The organism is Streptomyces sp. NPDC028331, assembly GCF_055565775.1.
On sequence record NZ_JBVHTR010000005.1, the window covers coordinates 358462 to 380028 of the forward strand.

Here is a 21567-nt window from a genome sequence, read left to right on the forward strand (position 1 = left end):
CGCACCAGTTGACCGAGCACCAGGGGGTTCCATGGCCGCGGCGGAGCCGTACACGGTCGCACTCGCCGACGACGTCAACGCCTATGTCCAGCCGGACGGCGGCTGGTGCCTGAACAACGCCGGCTTCGTGAGCGACGGGACGGCCACCCTGCTGGTGGACACCACGGCGACCGAACGCCGCACCCGCGCCCTGGGCGCGGCCGTCACGGCGACCGGCGCACCCGCGCCGCGGATCGTGGTCAACACCCACCACCACGGCGACCACACCTACGGCAACGCCTTCTTCGCGCCGGCCGCGATGATCGTCTCGCATGCCGACTGCCGCCGGGAAGCGCTCGCCGCCGGGCACAACCTGCCGCTGATCTGGCCCACGGTCGACTACGGGGACGTCCGCGTACAGGGTGCTGACCTGACGTACCGGGATCACACGACGGTGCACGCGGGCGCGGTGGCCGCCGAGGTGATCCACCCCGGCGTCGCGCACACCGTCGGCGATTCGGTGGTGTGGCTGCCGCACCGGCGCGTGCTGTTCACCGGCGACCTGGTGTTCGAGGGTGGGACGCCGTTCTTCCTGATGGGCTCGCTCAGCGGTTCGCTGCGCGCGCTGGAACGGCTGCGCGCGTTCGGCGCCGAGACGGTGGTGCCCGGGCACGGGCCGGTCACCGATCCGTCGGCGTTCGACCGTACGGAGCGCTATCTGCGGTTCGTGGCCGAGGTCGCGCAGCAGCACCACGCGGCGGGCCGTACGCCGCTCCAGGCGGCGCAGGCCACGGATCTCGGGGAGTTCGCCGAGTGGCGGGAGAGCGAGCGGCTGGTGGCCAACCTGCACCGCGCCTACGCCGAACTGGACGGGCTGCCCGAAGGGGCGCCCCTCGACCCGCTGCCCGCCTTCCGGGACATGGCGGTCGTGAACGGCGGGGAGATGATGGCCAGCCACGCCTGAGAGCAGCGCTCGGCCGCGGCGGCGGCGCCGCGCCACGGTGACAGCGGTGTCCGCAGGCGCCAGGATGACACCGTGGCGCCGATCACGTTCGCTCCGCGCACTGGACGACATACCGACCGGTCGGCATCATGAAGCAGGTCGTGTTTTCCGCCCACGTCGCATGTGAGGAGCAACGATGAGCCCAGACCACCCGCCGGGTCTCGATCTCGACCGGCTGCGCGGCCTGCTCGACGCCGAGCGGCCCGGCCTGGTGAACGGCCCCCTGACCGGGCGGCTGATCGAGGGCGGGCGGTCCAACCTCACGTACGCCGTCTCCGACGGAGCGGCGCGGTGGGTCGTACGCCGTCCCCCGCTCGGCCATGTCCTGGCCACCGCGCACGACATGAGGCGCGAGCACCGGGTGATCAGCGCGCTGCACCCGACGCCGGTGCCGGTTCCGCGTCCGGTGGTGCTGTGCGAGGACGAGTCGGTCCTCGGCGCCCCCTTCTACGTGATGGAGTTCGTCGAGGGCACCCCCTACCGCACCGCCGGGCAGTTGGGCCCGCTCGGCCCGGAGCGCACCCGGAACGCGGTCCTCGGCCTGGTGGACACCCTGGTCGAGCTGCACGCGGTGGACCCGGAGGCGGTGGGTCTCGCGGACTTCGGCCGCCCGGAGGGCTTCCTCGACCGCCAACTGCGCCGCTGGGGCAAGCAGTTGGACGCCTCCCGCAACCGCGAGCTGCCCGGCATCGAGGAGCTGCACGCGGCGCTCGGCCGGGCCCTGCCCGCCTCCCCGGCGCCCACCGTGATCCACGGCGACTACCGCCTGGACAACGTTCTCCTCGGTGACGACGACAGGATCACCGCCATCCTGGACTGGGAGATGTCCACGCTCGGCGACCCGCTCACGGACCTGGGCCTGCTGGTGATGTACAGCGTTCCGCTCGGCACGCCCGACTCCCCCGTCTCCACGACGGCCGAGGCGCCGGGCCACCCCGACCCGGCGGAACTGATCGAGCGGTACGCGGCCCGGTCGGGGCGCGATGTCTCCGCCATCTCCTGGTACACGGCGTTCGCCTGGTTCAAGCTCGCCGTGATCCTCGAGGGCATCCACTACCGCTACACGCTCGGCCAGACGGTCGGGCGGGGCTTCGACCGCATCGGCGAGCTGGTGCCCGTCTTCATCGAGCACGGCCTGACCACTTTGCAGGAAGGCTGATCCGTCATGGACTTCGCGTTCGACGCGCGCACCGAGGAGCTGCGCGCCAAGCTGCTCGCCTTCATGGACGAGTACGTCTATCCGGCGGAGGCCGTCGCCCATGAGCAGCGCGCGCGGCTGGCCTCGCCGTGGGACACGCCCGCGGTCGTGGAGGAGCTGAAGGCCGAGGCGCGCCGGCAGGGGCTGTGGAACCTCTTCCTGCCGGACGCCGAGTACGGCGCGGGGCTCACCAACCTCCAGTACGCTCCGCTCGCCGAGATCACCGGCCGTTCCCCGCAGCTCGCGCCCACCGCGCTGAACTGTGCGGCGCCCGACACGGGCAACATGGAGGTGCTCGCGCAGTTCGGCGACGAGCAGCAGAAGAAGCAGTGGCTGGAGCCGCTGCTGGCCGGGGAGATCCGCTCGGCGTTCGCGATGACCGAGCCGGAGGTGGCCTCCTCGGACGCCACCAACATCACCACGCGCATCGAGCGGGACGGCGACGAGTACGTCATCAGCGGGCGCAAGTGGTACATCTCCGGCGCGATGAACCCGGACTGCAAGATCTTCATCGTGATGGGGAAGACGGATCCGGACGGGTCCGACATCCGCCGCCAGCAGTCCATGGTGCTGGTCCCCCGGGACACGCCGGGGCTCACCGTCACGCGCGCCATGCAGGTCTTCGGCTACGAGGACCACTACCACGGCGGCCACGCCGAGGTGGTCTTCGACCAGGTGCGCGTGCCGGTGTCGAACCTCATCGGCGAGGAGGGCGGCGGATTCGCCATCGCCCAGGCCCGCCTCGGCCCGGGCCGTATCCACCACTGCATGCGGCTGATCGGCATGGCGGAGCGTGCCATCGAGCTGATGTGCAGGCGGGCCGTGGCCCGCACGGCCTTCGGCAAGGCGCTGGCCCAGCAGGGCGTGGTCCACAACTGGATCGCGGACGCCCGGGTCACGGTCGAGCAGTTGCGGCTGCTCGTGCTGAAGACCGCGTGGCTGATGGACACCGTCGGCAACAAGGGCGCCCACACGGAGATCCAGGCGATCAAGATCGCCACGCCCCGAGCGGTGGTCGACATCATCGACCGGGCGATCCAGTTGCACGGCGCGGGCGGGGTGAGCCAGGACTTCCCGCTGGCCGAGCTCTACGCCGGCGCCCGCACCCTGATGATCGCCGACGGACCCGACGAGGTGCACCAGCGGTCGCTGGCGCGGCGGGAGCTGAAGAAGTACCTGTAAGAGGGCACGCGTGAGGGGCGATCGCCGTGGCGATCGCCCCTCACGCGTATGCGCTCAGGGCCGCAGTGCCCTCAGCAGCAGGTCCGCCAGGTGGTCGGCGACCTCGCGCGGGGTGAGCGGGCCGTCGGGGCGGTACCAGGTCGACAGGTGGTGCACCGAGCCGAAGTGGTAGTCGACGACCAGGTCGGCGGGCGTGGCGGTGGAGAACACGCCCTCCTTCTGGCCCTCCTCGATCAGCGCGCGGAACCGCTCGTGGTAGCGGCGCCGCTCCGCGCGTACCTGCTTGTTCTTCTCCGGGCTGAGGTGGTGCATGGACCGGAAGAAGATCATCGCGTCGTCGAGGTTCTCGATGGTGGTGACGACGACGTCGGCCGCCGCGTCCCGCAGGCGCTTCTCCACCGGCTCGTCGGCTTCCGCGAAGGCGTCGAGCCGCTCCTGCTGGACGCGCAGCACGCGCGCGTACACCTCGTGCAGCAGATCGTCCTTGGAGCCGAAGTAGTGGTACAGCGCGCCCTTGGTGACGCCGGCCGCCTCCACGATCTCCTGCACGGACGTGCGGTCGTACCCCTGCTCGGCGAAGAGCCGCGTGGCGGCGGCCAGCAGCCGCTGCGGGACCGGCATTCCGTCCCCGTCCGTCGTTCTGGGCACTGCCGCCACCTGCCTTCCGTGATGTACCACGATCTCTACTGGCTCGTCTGCGCCCTTTTCCGGGGCGTTCACCTCCGGAGCGCTCAAGCCGGTGTCGAGACCCCGACCGTGCTCAGCCCTTCGGGCCTCCACGCGGTCGCGCTCTCCCCACCGGCGCGCCCCTTCGGCTCACTCCCGGCGGGAACGCAGTTCCCGACGCAGGATCTTGCCACTCGCCGTCTTCGGCAGCTCGGGCAGGATCTCCACCTGGCGCGGGTACTTGTAGGCGGCCAGTCTCTCCTTGCAGTACGCGGCGAGCGCAGCGGGGTCCGTTTCGGCGCCCGGGCGCAGGCTGATGTACGCCTTGACGGTCTCACCCCGGTACCCGTCCGGCACCCCGACGACGGCCGCCTCGCGCACCGCCGGGTGGGTGTAGAGGACGTCCTCGACCTCCCGCGGCCACACCTTGAAGCCGGACGCGTTGATCATGTCCTTCTTGCGGTCGACGACGTAGAGCCAGCCCTGCTGGTCCATGAACCCGATGTCGCCGGTGCGCAGCTCGCCGTCCGGGAAGGTCTCGGCGGTGGCCTCGGGGCGCCGCCAGTAGCCGGGCACGACCTGGGGGCCGCGGACGACGATCTCGCCCGGCTCGCCGAACGGCACCTCCTCGCCCCGCTCGTCGACGATGCGGACGACCGTGTCCGGCCCGGGCACGCCCACCGCCAGGGTCCCGGAGACCGGGTCCACGGGGGCCTCCTGGCCGGGCGGCACGGAGGCGCAGGGGGCGGTGCACTCGGTCAGGCCGTAGCCGTTGCGGATGTACGGCCCGAAGCCGGTCCGGAACTTCTCCACCAGGGCGGGCGGCAGCGGCGCGCCGCCGGAGGAGATGACCCGGAAGGAGGAGAAGTGGTCCGGGGTGACGGACGGGTGCGCGGCGAGCGCCATGAAGGCGGTGGAGGGGCCGACGGTGTAGTGCGGGCGGTACTCGGCGAAGGCGTCGAGGACGACGCCCGGCTCGAAGCGGTACGCCAGCACCAGCGTGCCCGAGCTGGTCAGACAGGCCACCAGCTCGCACACCATCCCGGTGATGTGGAACAGCGGCGCCAGCGCGAAGTAGACGGGTGCCTCGGGCAGGCCGAGGCCCGTGCGCTGCCGCTCGGCGTTGTACATGATGTTGCCGTGCGTGTTGGTGGCGCCCTTCGGGGTGCCGCTGGTGCCCGAGGTGTAGCTGATCAGCGCGATGTCGGACGGGCCGGGGTCGCGGCCCTCGGGCGCCTTGTGGCCCTGCCGGGCGACGGTCACGAGGTCGTCGGCGTCGGCGGCCTGCTCGAGCCGCTCGAAGGTCAGCACGCGCGCGTCGTCACGGGTCTGCAGGTCCCGTTCGCAGGCGGTGAGCACGATCTGTACGGGGGACACGGCGGCCGTGTCCCGCAGGTACGACTCCCAGGCGCGGTCGGAGCACACCAGGGCGGTCACCTCGGCGTCCTTCAGGACGTGCGCGACCTCCCCCGACTTGTACATGGGGTTGACGGGCACGACGGTGGCGCCGGCCTTCCACGCGCCGAGCAGGGCGAGCACGAAGTGCGGCGAGTTCTGCAGCAGGATCGCGACCCGGTCGCCGCGCTGCAGCCCGCGCGAGGCGAGGTGCCCGGCGACGGAGTCGGTCAGCGCGTCCAGTTCCGCGTAGCTGATCCGGCCGTCGAAGTAGGCGAGGGCGGTGCGGTCCGCGGGGGCCTCGCGCAGGGCGTGCACCAGCGAGTCGGCGGGGCTGACCGGGGCGCGCTGGGCGTCGCTGAGCAGGGCCAGCCAGGGCTTGGCGGCGTAGTGGGAGGCGGTCACCGGCCGGCCTCCCACTTCTGCTGGATGTGGTTCATGCTCGTCAGCCAGCGGTCCGGGTCGGTGGCCCGCGCCTGGTAGTACGCGGCGGCCTCGGGGTGCGGCAGGATCAGGAACCGGTCCTCCTCCATGCCCTGGAACAGCGCGTCGGCGACGTCGTCGGGCTCGATCGCGGTCGGCGCGAGCACCAGGTCGCCGGCGGTTCCGGAGGCGGTCAGCATGTCGGTGCGGACGCCCTGCGGACAGATCGCGTGGACCTTCAGGCCACGGTGGCGGTACGTCAGCGACAGCCACTCGGCGAAGGCGTACGCGCCGTGCTTGGTGACGCTGTAGGGGGCGGCGCCGATCATGGTGAGCAGTCCGGCGGCGGAGACCGTGGAGACGAACCGGCCCGCGCCGCGCTCCAGCCAGGCGGGCAGGAGTTCCCGGGCCGCGCGGACGTGGGCCATCACGTTCACGTCCCAGGCCTGGGCCCAGACGTCCTCGTCGGCGGCCTCGGTGCCGCCCGAGCCGAGGCCCGCGTTGGCGCAGTAGACGTCGACCGTGCCGCCGAGGGCGTCCCGCGCCTCGGGCACGATCGCGGACGCGTCGCCCGGGACCGCGATGCCGCCGATCTCGTCGGCCACCGCCTTCGCCTTCCCGGCATCCAGGTCGTTGACGACGACCCGGGCCCCCTCGGCGGCGAAGCGGCGGGCCAGCGCTGCACCGATGCCGCCTCCCGCCCCGGTGACGACCACTCCCGCATCCTGCACGGCTTCCACCATCGGTCTCCTTCGACACGACACGCACCGGCTCTGCTGCCGTCGGCTCTGTTGCGAGCGTCAGACTAACCAGTCGGTATGTAACGAGGGAAGGGGTGGCCGGGCGGACAGCGACGTCCGTCACAGTCCCGTACACCGGCTCCGCGCGGGAGCGCGGGGATCGGCTTTCGGCCCCGGCCGACGAGGCGGTGGCCGACGGCAGGACCAGCGGGCCGGCTTCCGGCGGGCGCGCAGGGGCGACCCGGTGCAGGGATGGGTCGTGACGTATGGCCAACCGTGCCCGTTGGCAGGACGATGCGCGCACAGCGCACTCGACCTGGGGCAAGGGGGCCCGTCATGGCGGAACCGGCAGTGAGCGTGAGTCCCTACTGGGAGCTGACCTTCGACGCGGACGGCGACGTGGACGGGCCGGAGCGGGACCGGCTGCTCGCGGAGGTGACCCGGCGGGGAGTGCGCGACCTGCTGGTCCTCGCGCACGGCTGGAACAACGAGCGCAGCACCGCCACCCGGCTCTGCAACGGCTTCTTCGCGCCGGTGCCCTCGCTGTCGCCCGGGGCCCGCCTCGGCTACGTGGGCGTGATCTGGCCGTCGATGATGTTCGCGGACGAACCGATCCCCCACTTCCCGGCGTCGGTCGCGGCGGAGCCGCCGGCGGCTCCCCTGCTGGACAGGAACAGCCGGCGCGCGCTGCTCGAGGTGTTCCCGGGCCGCGCGACGGTGGTGGAGCAGCTCACGCGGCTGCTGGAGCAGCACCCGGACGACGGCGCCCGCCTTGATGAGTTCGGGCGGCTGGTACGGCTGCTGGTGGAGGTGCGGCCGCAGGGGCCGCAGGCCGGCTTCGCCGCGGACACCCTGGTACGGGGGGCGCCCGAGAGCGGGCCCGGGATGCTGGCCGGTGACACGGCGCAGGTGTGCCGGAGCTTCGCGCGGGCGCTGGAGCAGGTCGAGTCGGCCGGCGGGGAGGTCCCGGAGGGGTTCTCGTTCACGCCGAAGGGGGTGTGGGACGGGGCGCGCGAGTTGCTCAGACAAGCCACGTACTACGCGATGAAGCGGCGCGCGGGAACGGTCGGCGAGCGGGGGCTCGGGCAGGTGATCGGGCAACTGGCGCAGGCGGCCCCGCAGGTGCGGGTGCACTTGGTCGGGCACAGTTTCGGCGGGCGGCTGGTGTCGTTCGCGCTGCGCGGGCTGCCGCAGGGCGTGCGCACGGTGAAGTCGGTGACGCTGCTCCAGGGCGCCTTCTCGCACTACGCGTTCGCGGCCCGGCTGCCGGAGGACCCGCACACGAGCGGTGTGCTGGACGGGCAGCAGAACCGCATCGACGGCCCCCTGGTGTGCTGCTACTCCCACTTCGACTCGGCGCTCGGCACGTTCTACCCGCTGGCGTCCCGCATGGCGGACGACGACCGCTCGCTGACCGGGGAGTTCACGGTGGACTTCGACATCGGCCGGCTCCTCGGCCCGCGGTGGGGGGCGATGGGGCACGACGGGGTGCAGGCGGTGGACGGCACCCAGGGCCTGGCCCTCGCCGACGCGCTGAACGGCGGGCTGCCGGCGTCCGGCTGCGTCAACGTCGACGCCTGCGCGGTGGTCTGCCACGGCGGCCCGCCGGCCGGCGCGCACAGCGACATCGTGCACCCGGAGCTGGCCCGGGTGGTGCTGGCGGCGGGCCGGGTGAGCTGACCCGCCGCCGCTCGTCACCCGCCCGGCCTACCGGTGCGAGGTGTACTCCACCACCTGCTGGAACGTCGGCCGGTTCTGCCAACTGATTTTGCCGTGCTTGATGCCGCCCAGGGTGCGCTGGACGATCGAGTCGGCGCACCACTGGTCACCGGCCGAGCACTGGTCGTCGCCCGGGTAGACCTGGGCCGCGGTCATCCCGGCCGCCTGCTTCAGCGTGCTGATCAGGGTGTCCCGGCAGGCGCTGAGGCTGCCGCCGCCGCAGTACTTCTGCGCCAGCGGGCCCTGCACCGACTCGCCGAGGACCGCTCGGACGTCCTTGTCGACATAGCTCCACCAGCCGTACTGGAAGGAGCTTCCGGCGTGCGATCCGGTCGGGCCGTGCGCGGCCGACGGGGACTCGTCGACCGGCAGGTTGTTGCCGAAGGCCGTGTACAGGTCGCTGCCGAGGCCCGGCTGGAACTCGGCCTTCACCAGCAGCGGCCACCAGGCGTCCAGGATGCGGATCGCGTCGGCGTCGGCGTACGTCTTGGAGCCGGCCGAGGTCTCGGTGCGCCGGGCGCCCGCGGACACCCACGTCTGCAGCTTGCTGACGGCCGCCGCGGCGGTGGAGTCGGTCACCGGCGAGCTGTTCACGACCTTCAGCAGCTTCGGCAGCACGTCCTCGGCGCGCAGGTCGGCGAGGGCGGCGTCGGCCATGGCCTTCACCAGCGACGACCGGCTCACCCCGCCCGCCGCGACCAGCTTCTTCACCCGGTCCTCGAGCAGGTTGCCGCGGTGGACCGAGCCCTCGCCCCAGGGCGCGGCCGTGTAGTCCTCGGCCTGCTTGTTGTTCCAGGAGATGTAGTAGTCCTGGTCGATGGAGTTGGGGTGCTGGGACGGCGGCGTGTACTCGGCCGTGTTGGTGGCCGGGTCCCAGTTCCTCCACTCGTACGCCGCCTGCGCCCACACCGGGAACTCGGCGTCCACACCGCTCGCGCGCACCGGGTTGTCGCCGCTGTTGTAGTACGCGGTGTGCTGGGAGTCGGCGTAGAACCAGTTGAAGGTGTAGTTGATGTGCTGGACCGCGCTCTGGAAGTCCTTCGGGCCCTTGACGTAGTCGGGGTCGTTCAGCATCTGGAAGCCGATGATCGAGTCGGCCTCGTGCAGGTAGGACGAGCGCAGGGTGGTGTAGGCGACCTTCTTGCCGCCGACCGTGGCGCGGTACTCCACCGGCCCGTACTTGGTGCGCCACACGCGCATGGTGTAGGAGCCGGCCGGGGTCGAGTCGGCGGTGGTCGGTGACCAGGAGTTCTTCTGCTCGACCTTGTCCATGGCCGTGCAGGTGCCGTGGTACAGGTAGTGGTAGTCGTCCTGGCACAGCTCGACCGCGTAGGTGTCGATGATGTCCTGCCCGGACGTCGTGGCGCTCCACGAGTAGTCCTGGCCGCGGCCGAGTTCGACGTACATGCTCAGGCCCGCGAAGGAGGCGCCGCGGGCGCTGATGCCGGGCCCCTGGATCTCCTGGAGCATGAGGAGCTGGGGCGCGAAGTAGCCGGTCTGGGGGCCGAAGACGGCGATGGGGTGACCGCTCGCGGTGTACTTGCCGCTGACCACGAGGGCGTTGGACATGCCGCGTCTGGCGGAGGTCAGGGCGGTGGCGGCCGCGGTCTTCGACGCGCTGGTGGCGCTCGATGTGCCCGCGCTGCCGGTGCGGTCGTAGACGAGCGGCTCCTGGCTCACCGTGCCGGTGTCGGGCAGTGCCTCGCCCTGGGGGTTCGAGGGCGCGGTCGCGTAGGGGAAGCTCTCGCCGTTGTGGACGGTGAGGACGGCCTCGGGGTCGTTGCGTTCGCGGAAGGACTCCCAGACCTTGGTGCCCTCCTGAACGCCGTACTTCGACTGGGCGGCGAGCAGGGAGATCGCGTTGTTGACCTCGCCGCCCCCGCCGGAGCCGAACAGCGCGCCGATGACGGAGGCGAGCGCGACCAGGTCGGTGACCTTGAAGTGGTCGATGGTGCCGGCGTTGGTGATGGCGTCCTTGTGGCCGGTCAGGACGTACTCGCCGGGGAAGTAGCGGCCGCTGTCGGAGGCGTCGATGTAGGCGTTGATGCCCGCGAGGTAGGCGTTCACGTCGGCGAGGGCCTGCTTGCCGCGGTCGCCGGCGGCGGCCACCGCGTTGTCGATCTGCGCCTGGAGGTCCGCCTCGGTGTACGGGGCGTTGCGCCAGAACTCCTGTTCCAGGCCCTGGTTGGCGGCGGCGCCGCCCGCGAAGGAGGTGAGCTGTCCGCGGCCGACGTGCCGGAAGACGTCCATCAGCCACAGCCGGTCCTCAGCCGCGGCATATCCGGCGCCGAACTCGGTGCCGTACCTGGTGGTACCGGTGATGTGCGGGACGCCCGTCTTCTTGTCGCGGACGATCGTCACGTCGCCGCGGCCCGCGGGTTTCTCGGTGGAGGCGACTTGATCGGAGGGGACGCCGAACGACGCGTCGTTGAAGAAGTTGTTGATCTTCGCGTCGGTGAGCGTGGAGTAGCCGGTGGCCAGGCCGGCGTAGGGGCCGAGCTGGTCCTCGGCGTGGTCGGGCTGGGTGCCGAAGGCCTGGTTGAGCAGGATCTGGGCGAGGGTGGCGTTGCCGTTCTCGCCGGGCGGGAGGATGTCCGAACACCGGCCGCCGCAGTAGTCGTTGGACGCGGCTGCCCCGGGGGTGGCCGTGGCCGCCTGGGCGGTGGCCGCGGCGGTCGGGGACAAAAGGCCCGCGACGAGTACGCATATCGACGCGGCCTTGAGGAACTTGGGGGATCTGCGAGGAGTTCTCAGTCTGTCGAGGGCGGTGCGTGGGGTGCGCCGTGGCATGGCAGCTCCTCCCGACGAAGGGGGTCCCCCTTGCTCGAGCGAAGCCGAGAGCTTGGGGGAGGGGGCGGGCGGACGTTACCGCCGGTATCCCCGCGATTGAAGATGAACATGCGTCAGTTTTTCAACCGTCCGGCAAGCGGCTTATGGAGGTCATCGGAAATTCGATGGAGCCGAATCGCGTGTCGATACGTCTACTCGGCGACGTCCACAGGGCGACGCCGAAGTGACCGAAGTACAGGTGCAGTTGTGACGGAGGTGCAGGGCGATGGCCGGTTTCCGGAGTCTGGCGAGACAGGTCCGTGATCCGAGGTGCGATCTGGCACTACGGCGCTACTCACTGCGCAAGTGCCTGGAGAAGTTCGCCCCTTACGGGCATCGGGCGACCTGGGACCATCTGTGCTCCCGGGCCGGGTTCGGCCCGGAGGACCGCTCCCCCGATCCGGTGCGGCTCGTGGCCGCACTGGAGGAGCTGGAGGAGGCCCGGTCCGTCTGGCTCACCTACGAGGCCGGGTTCACGGAGCGCCGCAGGAAGGAGAAGCACGACGGGCTGCGACGGCCCGGCAGTGTGGACGACTGGCACCGGCTGACGTGGGGCGGTTTCGGGGTCGCGTGGTGCGACGACCCCCGGGTCCACCCCCATGAGCCGCTGGCGGAGGTGCTGCGCCGGCTCATCGCCGCGCTGGAGCGCGAGCCCGGCTCCGCCTGCCCGGTGTGCGCCGGTGAGCGCCTGATCTGGAGATACGACCTGGCTCACGAGCCGTCGTCGGGCCCGGTCTGCACGGACTGCGGCATCCTGGTGCCGAGTCCCGTGCTGACGCCCGAGGCCCTGGCGCGGACCAGGCGGACACGGCTGCTGGTGTCGGCCTAGGGCCCGGATCGCGGGGGTGCGCCGGGAATGCCGCACCCCCTAGTCGGCCGGGGAGCCGAATCCACCCGCCGTGGTACGGGCGACGTCCGTTGACACCGGCGCCGCGCACGACCATGCTAAGCAGTTGCTTAGACATGGTGACTTCGTGACGCGAGAGGCCGGGAACATGGCAGAGCCGAGGACCTTCACATCCGCCGACGAGCTGAAGGCGGCGGTGGGTGAGCAGCTCGGGTACACCGACTGGCTGGAGATCGACCAGAAGCGGATCGACCTGTTCGCGGAGGCGACCGGCGACCACCAGTGGATCCATGTGGATCCGGAGAAGGCGGCCCAGGGCCCGTTCGGGACCACCATCGCGCACGGCTACCTCACGCTGTCGCTGCTCCCGCTGTTCGGGCCGCAGCTCATCAAGGTCGAGGGCGTGCGGATGGGCGTCAACTACGGCACCAACAAGGTCCGCTTCCCCGCCCCGGTCCCGGTCGGCTCCCGGGTGCGCGCCACCGCGACGATCTCCGGCGTCGAGGAGGTGCAGGGCGGGGTGCAGGTGACCGTCGCCTTCACGGTGGAGCGCGAGGGCGGCGACAAGCCGGTCTGCGTCGCCGAGTCGGTGGCGCGCTACTACCTCTGACCCGCCGGACCGGGCGGCTGCTTCCGCGCCCCCACCATCCGCAGCACGAGGTCGGCGTAGAGCGCGCCGACCTCCTCGGGCGTCCGGGGTCCGTCGACGTTGAACCAGCGGGCGACGTCGATGCACAGGGAGAGGACGGCCAGCGTCGTGCCCTTCACGTCCAGCACGTCGAACTCGCCCGAGGCCACGCCGTCCTCGATGATCCCGCGCACCTCCGCGTCCACCTGGCGGCGCAGTGCCAGGATCTCCGCTCGGGCGTCCGGGCCGAGCGCGTCCAGTTCGTACTGCACGACCCGCGCGGTGGTGCGCCGCCCGGCGTGCCAGCGGACGAAGGAGCTCACGGCGTCGGCGAGCCGCTCGGTCGCGCCGCCCTCGCCCCGGGCCGCCGTACGCAGGATCTCCAGGGCCTTGTCGTGGCCGATCCTGCTGATGCGGTGGAGCAGCTCTTCCTTGGTCTTGTAGTGGATGTAGAGCGCGGCCGGGCTCATACCGGCGCGTCCCGCGATGTCACGGGTCGTCGTGGCGTGGTAGCCGCGCTCGGCGAAGGCCTCGACCGCGGCGAGCAGCAGCCGCCGGGCCGCGTCCGGGGTCACCTCGGCCCACGGCTCCGCCTCGCCCCCGGGAGTCTCCTGCGCCGTACTCATCGCTCGCCCCTTCCACTGGCAGGACGAACACCATACCTCCCAAGGTGAGCGAGCGCTTAGAGTGCCCGCTCAGAGCTTTTCGAAGGGATCGTGATCCGCGAGCAGTTTCTCCAGCCTGGCCTGGTCGACCCGGCTGACGATCTGACCGGCCTCCTGCCGGTCCCGGATCACCTTGGCGAGGGTGAAGGCGGAGGTCACCAGGTACAGGACGGCGATCCCGAGGAAGGCCCGCACCCAGGCGTCTGCGTGCAGCCTGAAGATCCCCAGGGCGGTGGCCACCAGGGCGATGACGAAGGACGCCACGGCCTGCCCGTAGAAGGCGGCCGTGCTCTGCTGCCTGACCGGAGTATCACTCATGCGCACCAGGGTCGGCGCACGGCTGTGCCGGCACATCCGCACACGTACTCAGGGCGGTACTCAGAACGCCGAAACCCCCGTCAGGGCCCGTCCGATGACCAGTTTCTGGATCTGGCTGGTGCCCTCGTAGAGGGTCATCACACGGGCGTCGCGCAGCAGTTTGCCCACCGGGTACTCGTCGATGTAGCCGTAGCCGCCGAAGACCTGAAGGGCGTTGTTCGCGGCGCGGACGGCGGCCTCGGAGGCGAACAGCTTGGCCTTGGAGGACTCGACGGCGAAGGGCAGGCCGCGGTCGATCAGGTCGGCGACCCGCCAGGTCAGCAGCCGTGCGGCGTCCACGTCGACGGCGATGTCGCTGAGGAGTTCCTGGACGAGCTGGTGGTGGGCGATGGTCCGGCCGAACTGCTCGCGCTCGCCCGCGTACGCCACCGCCGCGTCCAGCGCGGCCCGGGCTATGCCGACGCAGCCCGCCGCCACCGACATCCGGCCCTTGGCGAGGGCGGACATGGCGACGGAGAAGCCCTTGCCCTCGGGCGCCAGGAGCGCGGAGGCGGGGACGCGCACGTCCTCAAGGACCAGTTCGGCGGTGGCCTGGCCGCGCAGGCCGAGCTTGCCGTGGACGGGGCGGCGGGTCAGGCCGGGGGTGTCGGTGGGGACGAGGAAGGCGGAGACGCCCTTGTGACCGGGCGCCTCGGTGGAGCGGGCGAAGAGGAGGACGACGTCGGCCCAGGTGCCGTTGGTGATGAACATCTTGGCGCCGTTGATCACGTAGTGGTCGCCGTCGCGCACCGCCCTGGTGGCGAGGTTGCCCGCGTCGGAGCCGGTGCCCGGTTCGGTGAGCCCGAAGCAGCCGACGTACTCCCCGGACGTCAGGCCCGGCAGCCAGCGCCGCTTCTGCTCCTCGCTCCCCCAGGCGGCGATCGTCTTGGCGACCAGGCCGAGCGAGACGGACACGATCCCGCGCACCGACGAGTCACCGCGCCCCAGTTCCTCGGTCACCAGGCAGTACGCGAGGTGGTCGCCGCCCGAGCCGCCGTACTCCTCGTCGATCGTGAGCCCGAGGAAGCCGACCTCCCCGAGCTTCTCGACGATCGAGCGGTCCACCTCCTCGGCCCGGTCCCAGGCGACGACGTGCGGGGCGATCTCGCGGGTCACGAAGTCCTCGGCCAGCCGTCGCACGGCCACCTGCTCCTCGCTGAGCTCCAGGTTCACGACGCATCACCCCTCGGGCAGATCCTTGAACGCGACACATTTAAATTAGCACTGCTAGTTTCTGTTGGCAGCCCTACTATGTGCGCCATGGCCCGACCGCGCAAGCCCCTCCTCAGCACCGACCGCATCGTCGCCACGGCGCGGGCGCTGGTGGACGCGGAGGGCCTCGCCGCCGTCTCCACGCGCCGGCTCGCCGCCGAACTCGGGGTCAGCGGCCCGTCCCTGTACAACCACTTCCGCACGAAGGACGAGATCCTGGAGGCGGTCGCCGACTCGGTGAGCGCCCAGGTCGATCTGTCGATGTTCGAGGACGGCCGGCCCTGGCGGACCGCGCTGCACGACTGGGCGGTCTCCTACCGGGCCGCGCTGCGCGACCACCCCAACATCGTTCCGGTCCTGGCCCGCGGGCCCGGCCGTCGCCCGGCCGCGCTGCGCCTCGCGGACGCCGTGTACGGGGCGATGGTCGGCGCGGGGTGGCCGCCCGCCCAGGCCACCTCCATCGGCGCGCTGATGCGCTACTTCGTGATGGGCTCCGCGCTCGGCTCCTTCGCGGCCGGTTTCGTCGGCGACGCGACGGCGTACGACCCGGCCGACTACCCCCACCTCGGTCAGGCCCACCTCCTCGCCGAGCAGCAGGAGAAGATCGACGAGCGGGCGTTCGAGACGGGGCTCGTGGCTCTGCTGGACGGACTGGAGCGGCAGTACGAGCAGGTGAAGCGGCCCGCGTAGCGCAGCGGCGCACGCTTCGGTGGGCGCCGAAGTGTCCGTGGCCGATGCTGGACGCATGACGACGAGGAAGGACGGCGCGGCGGCCGCACTCGCCGGGCTCGCGGGGCTGATCGCCGACGAGACGCGAGCCGCATGTCTGCTGGCGCTGCTCGACGGCCGGGCGTGGACCGCCGGTGAGCTGGCGCGGCACGCCGGGGTCGCCGCCTCGACGCTGAGCGAGCACCTGGGCAAACTCGTCGCGGGCGGGCTGCTCGCCGAGGAACGGCAGGGACGGCACCGGTATGTGCGGCTCGCCGACGCGCGGGTCGCCCAGATCGTCGAGGAGCTCACGGCGCAGGTGGCGCCGGACACGACTGCCGAGCGTCCGCGCACGCTGCGGGAGGCGAGCGCCGGGTCCGCGATGGCCCGCGGCCGCACCTGCTACGACCACCTGGCGGGGCGGCTGGGCATCGCCGTCACCGACGCGCTGACCGCGCGGGGGCTGCTTCGTCAGGACACCGGGTTCGCGCTGACCGACGCGGGCCTCGCCTGGTTCGGCACCACCGGCATCCACCTGGACCGCAGGGGCCGCCGGCCCCTGGCCCGCGCCTGTCTCGACTGGACCGAGCGTCGCCCCCATCTCGCGGGTGTCGCGGGCGCGGCGCTGTGCCGGCACGCCCTGGACGCCGGCTGGTGCGTGCGCATCGGCTCCGAGCGGGCCGTGAAGGTCACGGCCGAGGGCGAACGCGCCCTGGCGCAACTGCTGGGGATCGAGGCGGCGGCACTGCGCTGACCAGCGCCGCGCCGTCCGAAATCCGCCAGCACCACGTCCCCCTGCCCGCCTAGCCTCTGGAGCATGATGAACGTCTCCCCGTCCCGTCTGGCCACCGGCGCGGCCGCCGTCACCGTGCTGCTGTGGGCCTCCGCCTTCGTCTCGATCCGCAGCGCGGGTGCCGCATACGCGCCGGGCGCGCTGGCGCTCGGACGGCTGCTGGCCGGGTCCCTGGCGCTGGGGGTGATCTGCCTCCTGCGGAGGGAGGGGTTGCCGCCGCGTTCGGCGTGGCGCGGGATCGCGATATCCGGGCTGCTGTGGTTCGGCTTCTACATGGTCGTGCTCAACTGGGGCGAGCAGCAGGTCGATGCCGGGACCGCCGCGCTGGTGGTGAACGTCGGGCCGATACTGATCGCGCTGCTGAGTGCGCGGCTGCTCGGGGACGCCATGCCGCCGCGGCTTCTCGCGGGGATGGCGGTGTCGTTCGCCGGTGCGGTCACCGTGGGCCTGTCGATGTCCGGGGACGGCGGCTCCTCGGTGCTCGGGGTGGTGCTGTGCCTGCTCGCCGCTGCCGCCTACGCGGCGGGGGTCGTCGCGCAGAAGCCCGCGCTGGGGGCGGCGAGCGCACTTCAGGCGACGACGTTCGGGTGTCTGGTGGGCGCGGTGGCCTGTCTGCCGTTCGCCGGTCAGCTGGTGCACGACGCGGCCCACGCGCCGGTGTCCGCCACCCTCAACATGGTGTACCTGGGCGTGTTTCCGACCGCCCTGGCCTTCACGACCTGGGCGTACGCCCTGGCGCGTACGACCGCGAGCCGTATGGGCGCGACCACGTACGCCGTGCCCGCGCTGGTCGTCGTGATGTCCTGGCTGTTCCTCCAGGAGGTGCCGGGACCGGTGACGCTCGGGGGTGGCGTGCTGTGCCTGGCGGGAGTGGCGGTGTCGCGGTCGCGTCCCCGCACCTCGCCCCCGGTCCCGGAACCGCACACCGCGCCCGAGCAGGTACCGTCCGCCGAATCCTAGTGCCGCGGCAGGCAGCGTTTGCCCGTCAAGGAGCGGCGTCCGGTGCGTGCTCTGGGGGTCCCCCCGGCCGGAGGCTGGGGGAGTGCCGGCCGGAAGCCCTCGTACTGGACGTACTTGGGTTTTCGGCCGGTGCGGCGAGTGGGGGCACCCCCTGCTCGAAGAGCTTGGGGGAGCGTGCCGGGCGTCGCGACGGGGCGAACGTCGCCTGCCGCGGCACTAGGAGCCGGCCGGCACTAGAAAACCACCAGCGCCCGCCCGCCCTTGCCCGCCAGCATGTTCTCGAAGGCGGCCGGGATCCCCTCCAGCGCGATCCGTTCCGTCACCAGCGCGCCCAGGTCCAGGCGGCCCGCCCGGACGTGGTCCGCCAGGACCGGCAGGTCCCTCGCCGGGTCCGAGTTGCCGTAGACGCAGCCGGAGAGTGTGCGGCCCCAGTGGAAGATCTCCAGGGCGTTGAACGTGACCTCCTGGTCCTTCCCGCCGATGCCGACGACCGTCGTGCGGCCGCCTCGCCGGGTGGACTCCCAGGCCGCGCGGATGGTGGCCGCGCGGCCCACGCACTCCACGGCGACGTCGACGCCCTGCTTGTCCGTGAGGCCGCGGATCTCGCGGGGTGTGGTTTCGGAGGCGAGCAGGAAGTCCGTCGCGCCCGCCCGTCGCGCCAGTTCCTCCTTCGCGGGGGACACGTCCACCGCGACGATCCGCTCGGCGCCCGCGATCCGCGCCGACTGGAGCGCCGCGAGGCCCACCCCGCCGACACCGAACACGGCGACCGTCTCCCCGGGCCGCACCCGGGCCGCGTGGTGCACGGCCCCGTATCCGGTGAGGACGGCGCAGCCCAGCAGGGCGGCGTCGGTCAGCGGCACGCCGTCCGGTGCGGGCAGTACGCAGGACGCCGCGACCACCGTCTCCTCCGCGAACGCGGCCACGTTCAGCCCGGGGTGCAGGTCCGTGCCGTCGTCGGCGCGGCGGGCGTGGACGTCGGCGGCGCCGGTGAGCGCGTTCGCGCACAGCCACACCTCGCCGCGTGCGCAGGCGTGGCACGTCCCGCAGGACGGTGCCCAGTTGAGGACGACGCCGTCACCCGGCGCGACATGGGTGACGCCCTCCCCCACCGACACCACCGTGCCCGCGCCCTCGTGACCGAGCACCGCGGGGACCGGCACCCGCATGGTGCCGTTGGACAGGGACAGGTCGGAGTGGCAGACCCCGGCGGCGGCCAGCCGGACGCGGACCCGGCCGGGGCCCGGCTCCGGAAGTTCGATCGCGGTGACCTCCAGCGGGGCACCGACGGCGGGCAGGACAGCGGCACGGACCATCTGGCTCAACGCTCCTGGAACTGGAGGGACTTGGTCTGAAGGTACTCGGCGAGGCCGTGCGCGCCGAGTTCTCGGCCGACCCCCGACTGCTTGTAACCGCCGAAGGGCGCCAGGTGGTTGAAGCGTCCGCCGTTGATGTCGACCTGTCCGGTCTGGAGCCGCCGCGCGAACGCGACCGCCTCCGCGTCGTCGCCCGCCCACACGGCGCCGGCGAGCCCGTACACCGTGCCGTTCGCGATCCGCAGGGCGTCCTCCTCGTCCTCGTAGGGGAGGATCGCCAGCACCGGGCCGAAGATCTCCTCCTGCGCGATCGTCATCTCGGGTGTCACGTCGGCGAAGACGGTGGGCCGCACGAAGTAGCCGCGCTCGCGCGGGGCCTCCGGGCCGCCCGCGACGAGCCGCGCGCCCTCCGCGACGCCCTTCTCGATGTAGCCGCGCACCCGGGCCTGCTGCTTCGCGTTCACCACCGGGCCGATGCGGTCGCCGTACTTCGCGGCTGCCGCGGCGGCGAGCTCCACCGCCTCCTCGTACCGCTCCCGGTGCACCAGCATCCGCGTCCACGCGCTGCACGTCTGGCCGGAGTTGGACATGACGTTCGCGACACCGACGTTGACCGCCTTGGCGAGGTCGGCGCTCGGCAGGATGACGTTCGCGGACTTGCCGCCCAGTTCGAGGGCGACCTTCTTCACGGCCGCTCCCGCCGTCGCGCCGATCCGCCGGCCGACCGCCGTGGAGCCGGTGAAGGAGACCAGGTCGACGCCGGGGTGCTCGGCGAGCGCCTGACCCGCGACCGGGCCGAGGCCGGTGACCAGGTTGAACACCCCGGCCGGCAGGCCCGCCTCGTGGACGGCCTCCGCGAAGAGCTGGGCGGTCAGCGGGGTGTCCTCGGCGGGCTTCAGGACGACCGTGCAGCCCGCCGCCAGCGCCGGGGCGACCTTCGCGACGATCTGGTGGAGGGGGTAGTTCCAGGGGGTGATGGCGCCCACGACACCGACCGGCTCCTGATACACGGTGGAATTGCCGACCTTCTCCTCGAAGGAGTGGGTCGCGGCGAGTTCCGCGTACGAGCCGGCGACCAGGATCGGCAGGCCCACGTGCACGTTCTGCGCGAGCGACGGCGGGGAGCCCAGTTCGGCCGTGACGGTCTCGGCGATCTCGTCCTTGCGGGCGACGAGCACGTCCCGCAGGGCGGCGAGCCGGGCGGCGCGTTCGGCCGGCGGGGTGGCGGCCCAGGCCGGGAGGGCGACGCGGGCGGCGCCCACGGCGGCGTCGACGTCCTCGGCGGTGCCCGCCGGGACCCGGCCGATGACCTGCTCGTCGACCGGATTCACGACCTCGATGGTGTCCGCGCCGACGGCGGGGCGCCAGGCGCCGTCGATGTACATGCCGTCATGTGGCTTCATGGTCTTCCTCCCGGGCCGGGCGGCGTCCTGCGCGCCCACGCTGGCGATCGGCACCAAACTAGCGGTGTTAGTTTTGCCGCGCCAGGGGACCCGGGAGCCGTGCGCTCCCGCTCACCGCGCTCCCGCTCACTCCTCCAGGTCGGGCAGGTGCGCCGGCGCCGGGCACACTCGCTGACCGTGCTGGTCGAAGACGAAGAGGTGGGCGAGATCCACCAGCAGCGGCACGTGCATGCCGTGGCTCAGCCGGAGATCGGGGGTCGTACGGACCACGAGGTCACCGAAGAGGCGCCCCGTCTCGGCCGTCGGCGCGAACGGGTCGGAGTCCGCGCCCGCCGGGTCGTCGAGGACGGCCACCGGCTGCCCCGAGCGCAGGGCGGTGGTGCGCTCCCGCAGCCGGTCCAGGACGGTTCCCTCGCGACGGCGGCGCCGGACGGCCCGGTCCGGGCGCGCCGCCTCCAACTCCGGTACGACGGCGGGGCTCGAGCCCGTGTCGAAGTGGACCAGGACCTCGTGTCCCTGGAACTCGAGGTGCCTGACCTGCCCGGTGATCGGCACCTCCCCGGGGCGCGCGGCGGCGGGCGACGCGATGCGCACCGCCTCCGAACGCAGCCCGACGATCACCTCGCGCCCCTGCTGCAGCCGCAGCATCTGGTGGTCGACGCTGAGAGGGTGCGGCAGCGTCAGCCACTGGCGGCCGAGGCTGATCGACATCGCGCCGCCGAGCGGGGCACGGACGAGTCCGCGCAGCAGGTTGATGCGCGGCGTGCCGATGAAGGCGGCGACGAAGACGTTCTCCGGCAGCCCGTACACCTCGCGCGGGGTGGCGAGCTGCTGCAGGACCCCGCCGCGCATCACGGCGACACGGTCGCCGAGCGACATGGCCTCGGCCTGGTCATGGGTGACGTACACGGTGGTGACACCCAGCTCCCTGGTGAGGTGGGAGATCTCGGCGCGCAGGTGGTTGCGGAGCTTGGCGTCGAGGTTGGACAGCGGCTCGTCCATCAGGAAGGCGGACGGGTGGCGGGCGATGGCCCGGCCCATGGCGACGCGCTGTCGTTCGCCGCCGGAGAGTTCGGCGGGAAAGCGGTCCAGCAGGTCCTCGATGCCGAGCATGCGGGCGGTCGCGTCGATACGGACGCCGGGGTCCTCGCCGGGGTTCTCGATGCGCAGCGGGAAGCCGATGTTGCCGCGGCTGGTCATGTTCGGGTAGAGCGCGAAGTTCTGGAACACCATCGCGATGTTCCGCTCGGAGGGAGTCAGGTCGTTGGCGTACTCGCCGTCGAGCCGTATCTCTCCTTCCGTCGCCTCCTCGAGCCCGGCGATCATCCTCAGGACGGTCGACTTGCCGCATCCGGAAGGGCCGAGGAGGACGAGGAACTCGCCGGGACGGATGTCCAGCGACAGCCGGTCCACCACGCGGACGCCCCGCGTGTACGACTTGCTGACCTGGTGCAGGGCAATGGCACGTGTCATGGCAGCTTCCGGGCTCACGGGACCGCTGGTGCTCCGCGGTCTGGTGTCCCGTACGGGTCGTACGGGACTGC

Annotated in this window: 19 protein-coding genes; 9 read left to right on the forward strand and 10 right to left on the reverse strand. The window is 72.0% G+C overall.

Annotation, left to right across the window (positions count from 1 at the left end):
- Nucleotides 1-31: 31 nt before the first annotated feature.
- From ACZ4SW_RS09650 to ACZ4SW_RS09660, 3 genes are all read left to right on the forward strand, one after another.
- On the forward strand, nucleotides 32-943 hold the full coding sequence (locus ACZ4SW_RS09650) for an MBL fold metallo-hydrolase (RefSeq protein ID WP_468240169.1): 912 nt from the start codon (nucleotides 32-34) through the stop codon (nucleotides 941-943).
- 175 nt (nucleotides 944-1118) lie between these two features.
- Nucleotides 1119-2141, forward strand: a complete 1023-nt coding sequence (locus tag ACZ4SW_RS09655) for a phosphotransferase family protein (RefSeq protein WP_468240171.1) — start codon at nucleotides 1119-1121, stop codon at nucleotides 2139-2141.
- A 6-nt stretch (nucleotides 2142-2147) separates the two neighbouring features.
- On the forward strand, nucleotides 2148-3362 hold the full coding sequence (locus ACZ4SW_RS09660; protein ID WP_468240174.1) for an acyl-CoA dehydrogenase: 1215 nt from the start codon (nucleotides 2148-2150) through the stop codon (nucleotides 3360-3362).
- A gap of 54 nt (nucleotides 3363-3416) precedes the next feature.
- On the opposite strand, the gene ACZ4SW_RS09665 is transcribed toward ACZ4SW_RS09660, so the two are convergent.
- From ACZ4SW_RS09665 to ACZ4SW_RS09675, 3 genes are all read right to left on the reverse strand, one after another.
- Nucleotides 3417-4010 carry a TetR/AcrR family transcriptional regulator gene (locus ACZ4SW_RS09665; protein WP_468240177.1) on the reverse strand — a complete coding sequence of 198 codons (594 nt, stop codon included), beginning with the start codon at nucleotides 4008-4010 and terminating at the stop codon, nucleotides 3417-3419.
- Nucleotides 4011-4178: 168 nt separating this feature from the next.
- Nucleotides 4179-5828 (reverse strand): class I adenylate-forming enzyme family protein, encoded by a 1650-nt coding sequence (locus ACZ4SW_RS09670; protein WP_468240180.1) that lies wholly within the window; start codon nucleotides 5826-5828, stop codon nucleotides 4179-4181.
- Nucleotides 5825-6589 (reverse strand): SDR family oxidoreductase, encoded by a 765-nt coding sequence (locus tag ACZ4SW_RS09675; protein ID WP_468240183.1) that lies wholly within the window; start codon nucleotides 6587-6589, stop codon nucleotides 5825-5827. The genes ACZ4SW_RS09670 and ACZ4SW_RS09675 overlap by 4 nt, the downstream gene beginning before the upstream one ends.
- A 333-nt stretch (nucleotides 6590-6922) precedes the next feature.
- Here ACZ4SW_RS09675 and ACZ4SW_RS09680 point away from each other — a divergent pair, with 333 nt between their 5' ends.
- Complete coding sequence (locus ACZ4SW_RS09680; protein WP_468240186.1) at nucleotides 6923-8266, forward strand: serine-threonine protein kinase; 1344 nt, start codon at nucleotides 6923-6925, stop codon at nucleotides 8264-8266.
- 27 nt (nucleotides 8267-8293) lie between these two features.
- Here the strand turns inward: ACZ4SW_RS09680 and ACZ4SW_RS09685 are convergent, their stop codons facing one another.
- The gene (locus ACZ4SW_RS09685) at nucleotides 8294-11095 is read right to left on the reverse strand and encodes a penicillin acylase family protein (RefSeq protein ID WP_468240189.1); all 2802 of its coding nucleotides are present in this window, start codon (nucleotides 11093-11095) and stop codon (nucleotides 8294-8296) included.
- Nucleotides 11096-11360: 265 nt separating this feature from the next.
- Here ACZ4SW_RS09685 and ACZ4SW_RS09690 point away from each other — a divergent pair, with 265 nt between their 5' ends.
- Together ACZ4SW_RS09690 and ACZ4SW_RS09695 are read left to right on the forward strand one after the other, a co-directional pair.
- Nucleotides 11361-11963 (forward strand): hypothetical protein, encoded by a 603-nt coding sequence (locus ACZ4SW_RS09690; RefSeq protein ID WP_468240192.1) that lies wholly within the window; start codon nucleotides 11361-11363, stop codon nucleotides 11961-11963.
- A 166-nt stretch (nucleotides 11964-12129) separates the two neighbouring features.
- A complete protein-coding gene (locus tag ACZ4SW_RS09695) occupies nucleotides 12130-12591 on the forward strand; it encodes a MaoC family dehydratase (protein ID WP_468240195.1) in 462 nt (153 codons plus the stop codon).
- Here the strand turns inward: ACZ4SW_RS09695 and ACZ4SW_RS09700 are convergent.
- The 3 genes from ACZ4SW_RS09700 to ACZ4SW_RS09710 all read right to left on the reverse strand — a co-directional run bounded on the left by ACZ4SW_RS09700 (nucleotide 12582) and on the right by ACZ4SW_RS09710 (nucleotide 14804).
- Nucleotides 12582-13235 (reverse strand): TetR/AcrR family transcriptional regulator, encoded by a 654-nt coding sequence (locus tag ACZ4SW_RS09700; protein WP_468240197.1) that lies wholly within the window; start codon nucleotides 13233-13235, stop codon nucleotides 12582-12584. The two genes, ACZ4SW_RS09695 and ACZ4SW_RS09700, sit on opposite strands and share 10 nt — an antisense overlap.
- A gap of 69 nt (nucleotides 13236-13304) precedes the next feature.
- On the reverse strand, nucleotides 13305-13592 hold the full coding sequence (locus ACZ4SW_RS09705; RefSeq protein ID WP_468240199.1) for a YiaA/YiaB family inner membrane protein: 288 nt from the start codon (nucleotides 13590-13592) through the stop codon (nucleotides 13305-13307).
- 60 nt (nucleotides 13593-13652) lie between these two features.
- Complete coding sequence (locus ACZ4SW_RS09710) at nucleotides 13653-14804, reverse strand: acyl-CoA dehydrogenase family protein (RefSeq protein ID WP_468240202.1); 1152 nt, start codon at nucleotides 14802-14804, stop codon at nucleotides 13653-13655.
- 87 nt (nucleotides 14805-14891) lie between these two features.
- Here ACZ4SW_RS09710 and ACZ4SW_RS09715 point away from each other — a divergent pair, with 87 nt between their 5' ends.
- From ACZ4SW_RS09715 to ACZ4SW_RS09725, 3 genes are all read left to right on the forward strand, one after another.
- The gene (locus tag ACZ4SW_RS09715) at nucleotides 14892-15533 is read left to right on the forward strand and encodes a TetR/AcrR family transcriptional regulator (protein WP_468240205.1); all 642 of its coding nucleotides are present in this window, start codon (nucleotides 14892-14894) and stop codon (nucleotides 15531-15533) included.
- A 55-nt stretch (nucleotides 15534-15588) separates the two neighbouring features.
- Nucleotides 15589-16305 (forward strand): ArsR/SmtB family transcription factor, encoded by a 717-nt coding sequence (locus ACZ4SW_RS09720; protein ID WP_468240208.1) that lies wholly within the window; start codon nucleotides 15589-15591, stop codon nucleotides 16303-16305.
- Between the two features lie 66 nt (nucleotides 16306-16371).
- Entirely contained in the window at nucleotides 16372-17304 is a 933-nt protein-coding gene (locus ACZ4SW_RS09725; protein WP_468240345.1) for a DMT family transporter, read from the forward strand.
- Nucleotides 17305-17537: 233 nt separating this feature from the next.
- Here ACZ4SW_RS09725 and ACZ4SW_RS09730 read toward each other — a convergent pair whose 3' ends face one another.
- The 3 genes from ACZ4SW_RS09730 to ACZ4SW_RS09740 form a co-directional block, all read right to left on the reverse strand.
- Complete coding sequence (locus tag ACZ4SW_RS09730) at nucleotides 17538-18620, reverse strand: Zn-dependent alcohol dehydrogenase (protein ID WP_468240210.1); 1083 nt, start codon at nucleotides 18618-18620, stop codon at nucleotides 17538-17540.
- A gap of 5 nt (nucleotides 18621-18625) precedes the next feature.
- The gene (locus tag ACZ4SW_RS09735; RefSeq protein ID WP_468240213.1) at nucleotides 18626-20023 is read right to left on the reverse strand and encodes an aldehyde dehydrogenase family protein; all 1398 of its coding nucleotides are present in this window, start codon (nucleotides 20021-20023) and stop codon (nucleotides 18626-18628) included.
- 126 nt (nucleotides 20024-20149) lie between these two features.
- Nucleotides 20150-21496, reverse strand: a complete 1347-nt coding sequence (locus ACZ4SW_RS09740; protein WP_468240216.1) for an ABC transporter ATP-binding protein — start codon at nucleotides 21494-21496, stop codon at nucleotides 20150-20152.
- Between the last annotated feature and the right edge of the window lie 71 nt (nucleotides 21497-21567).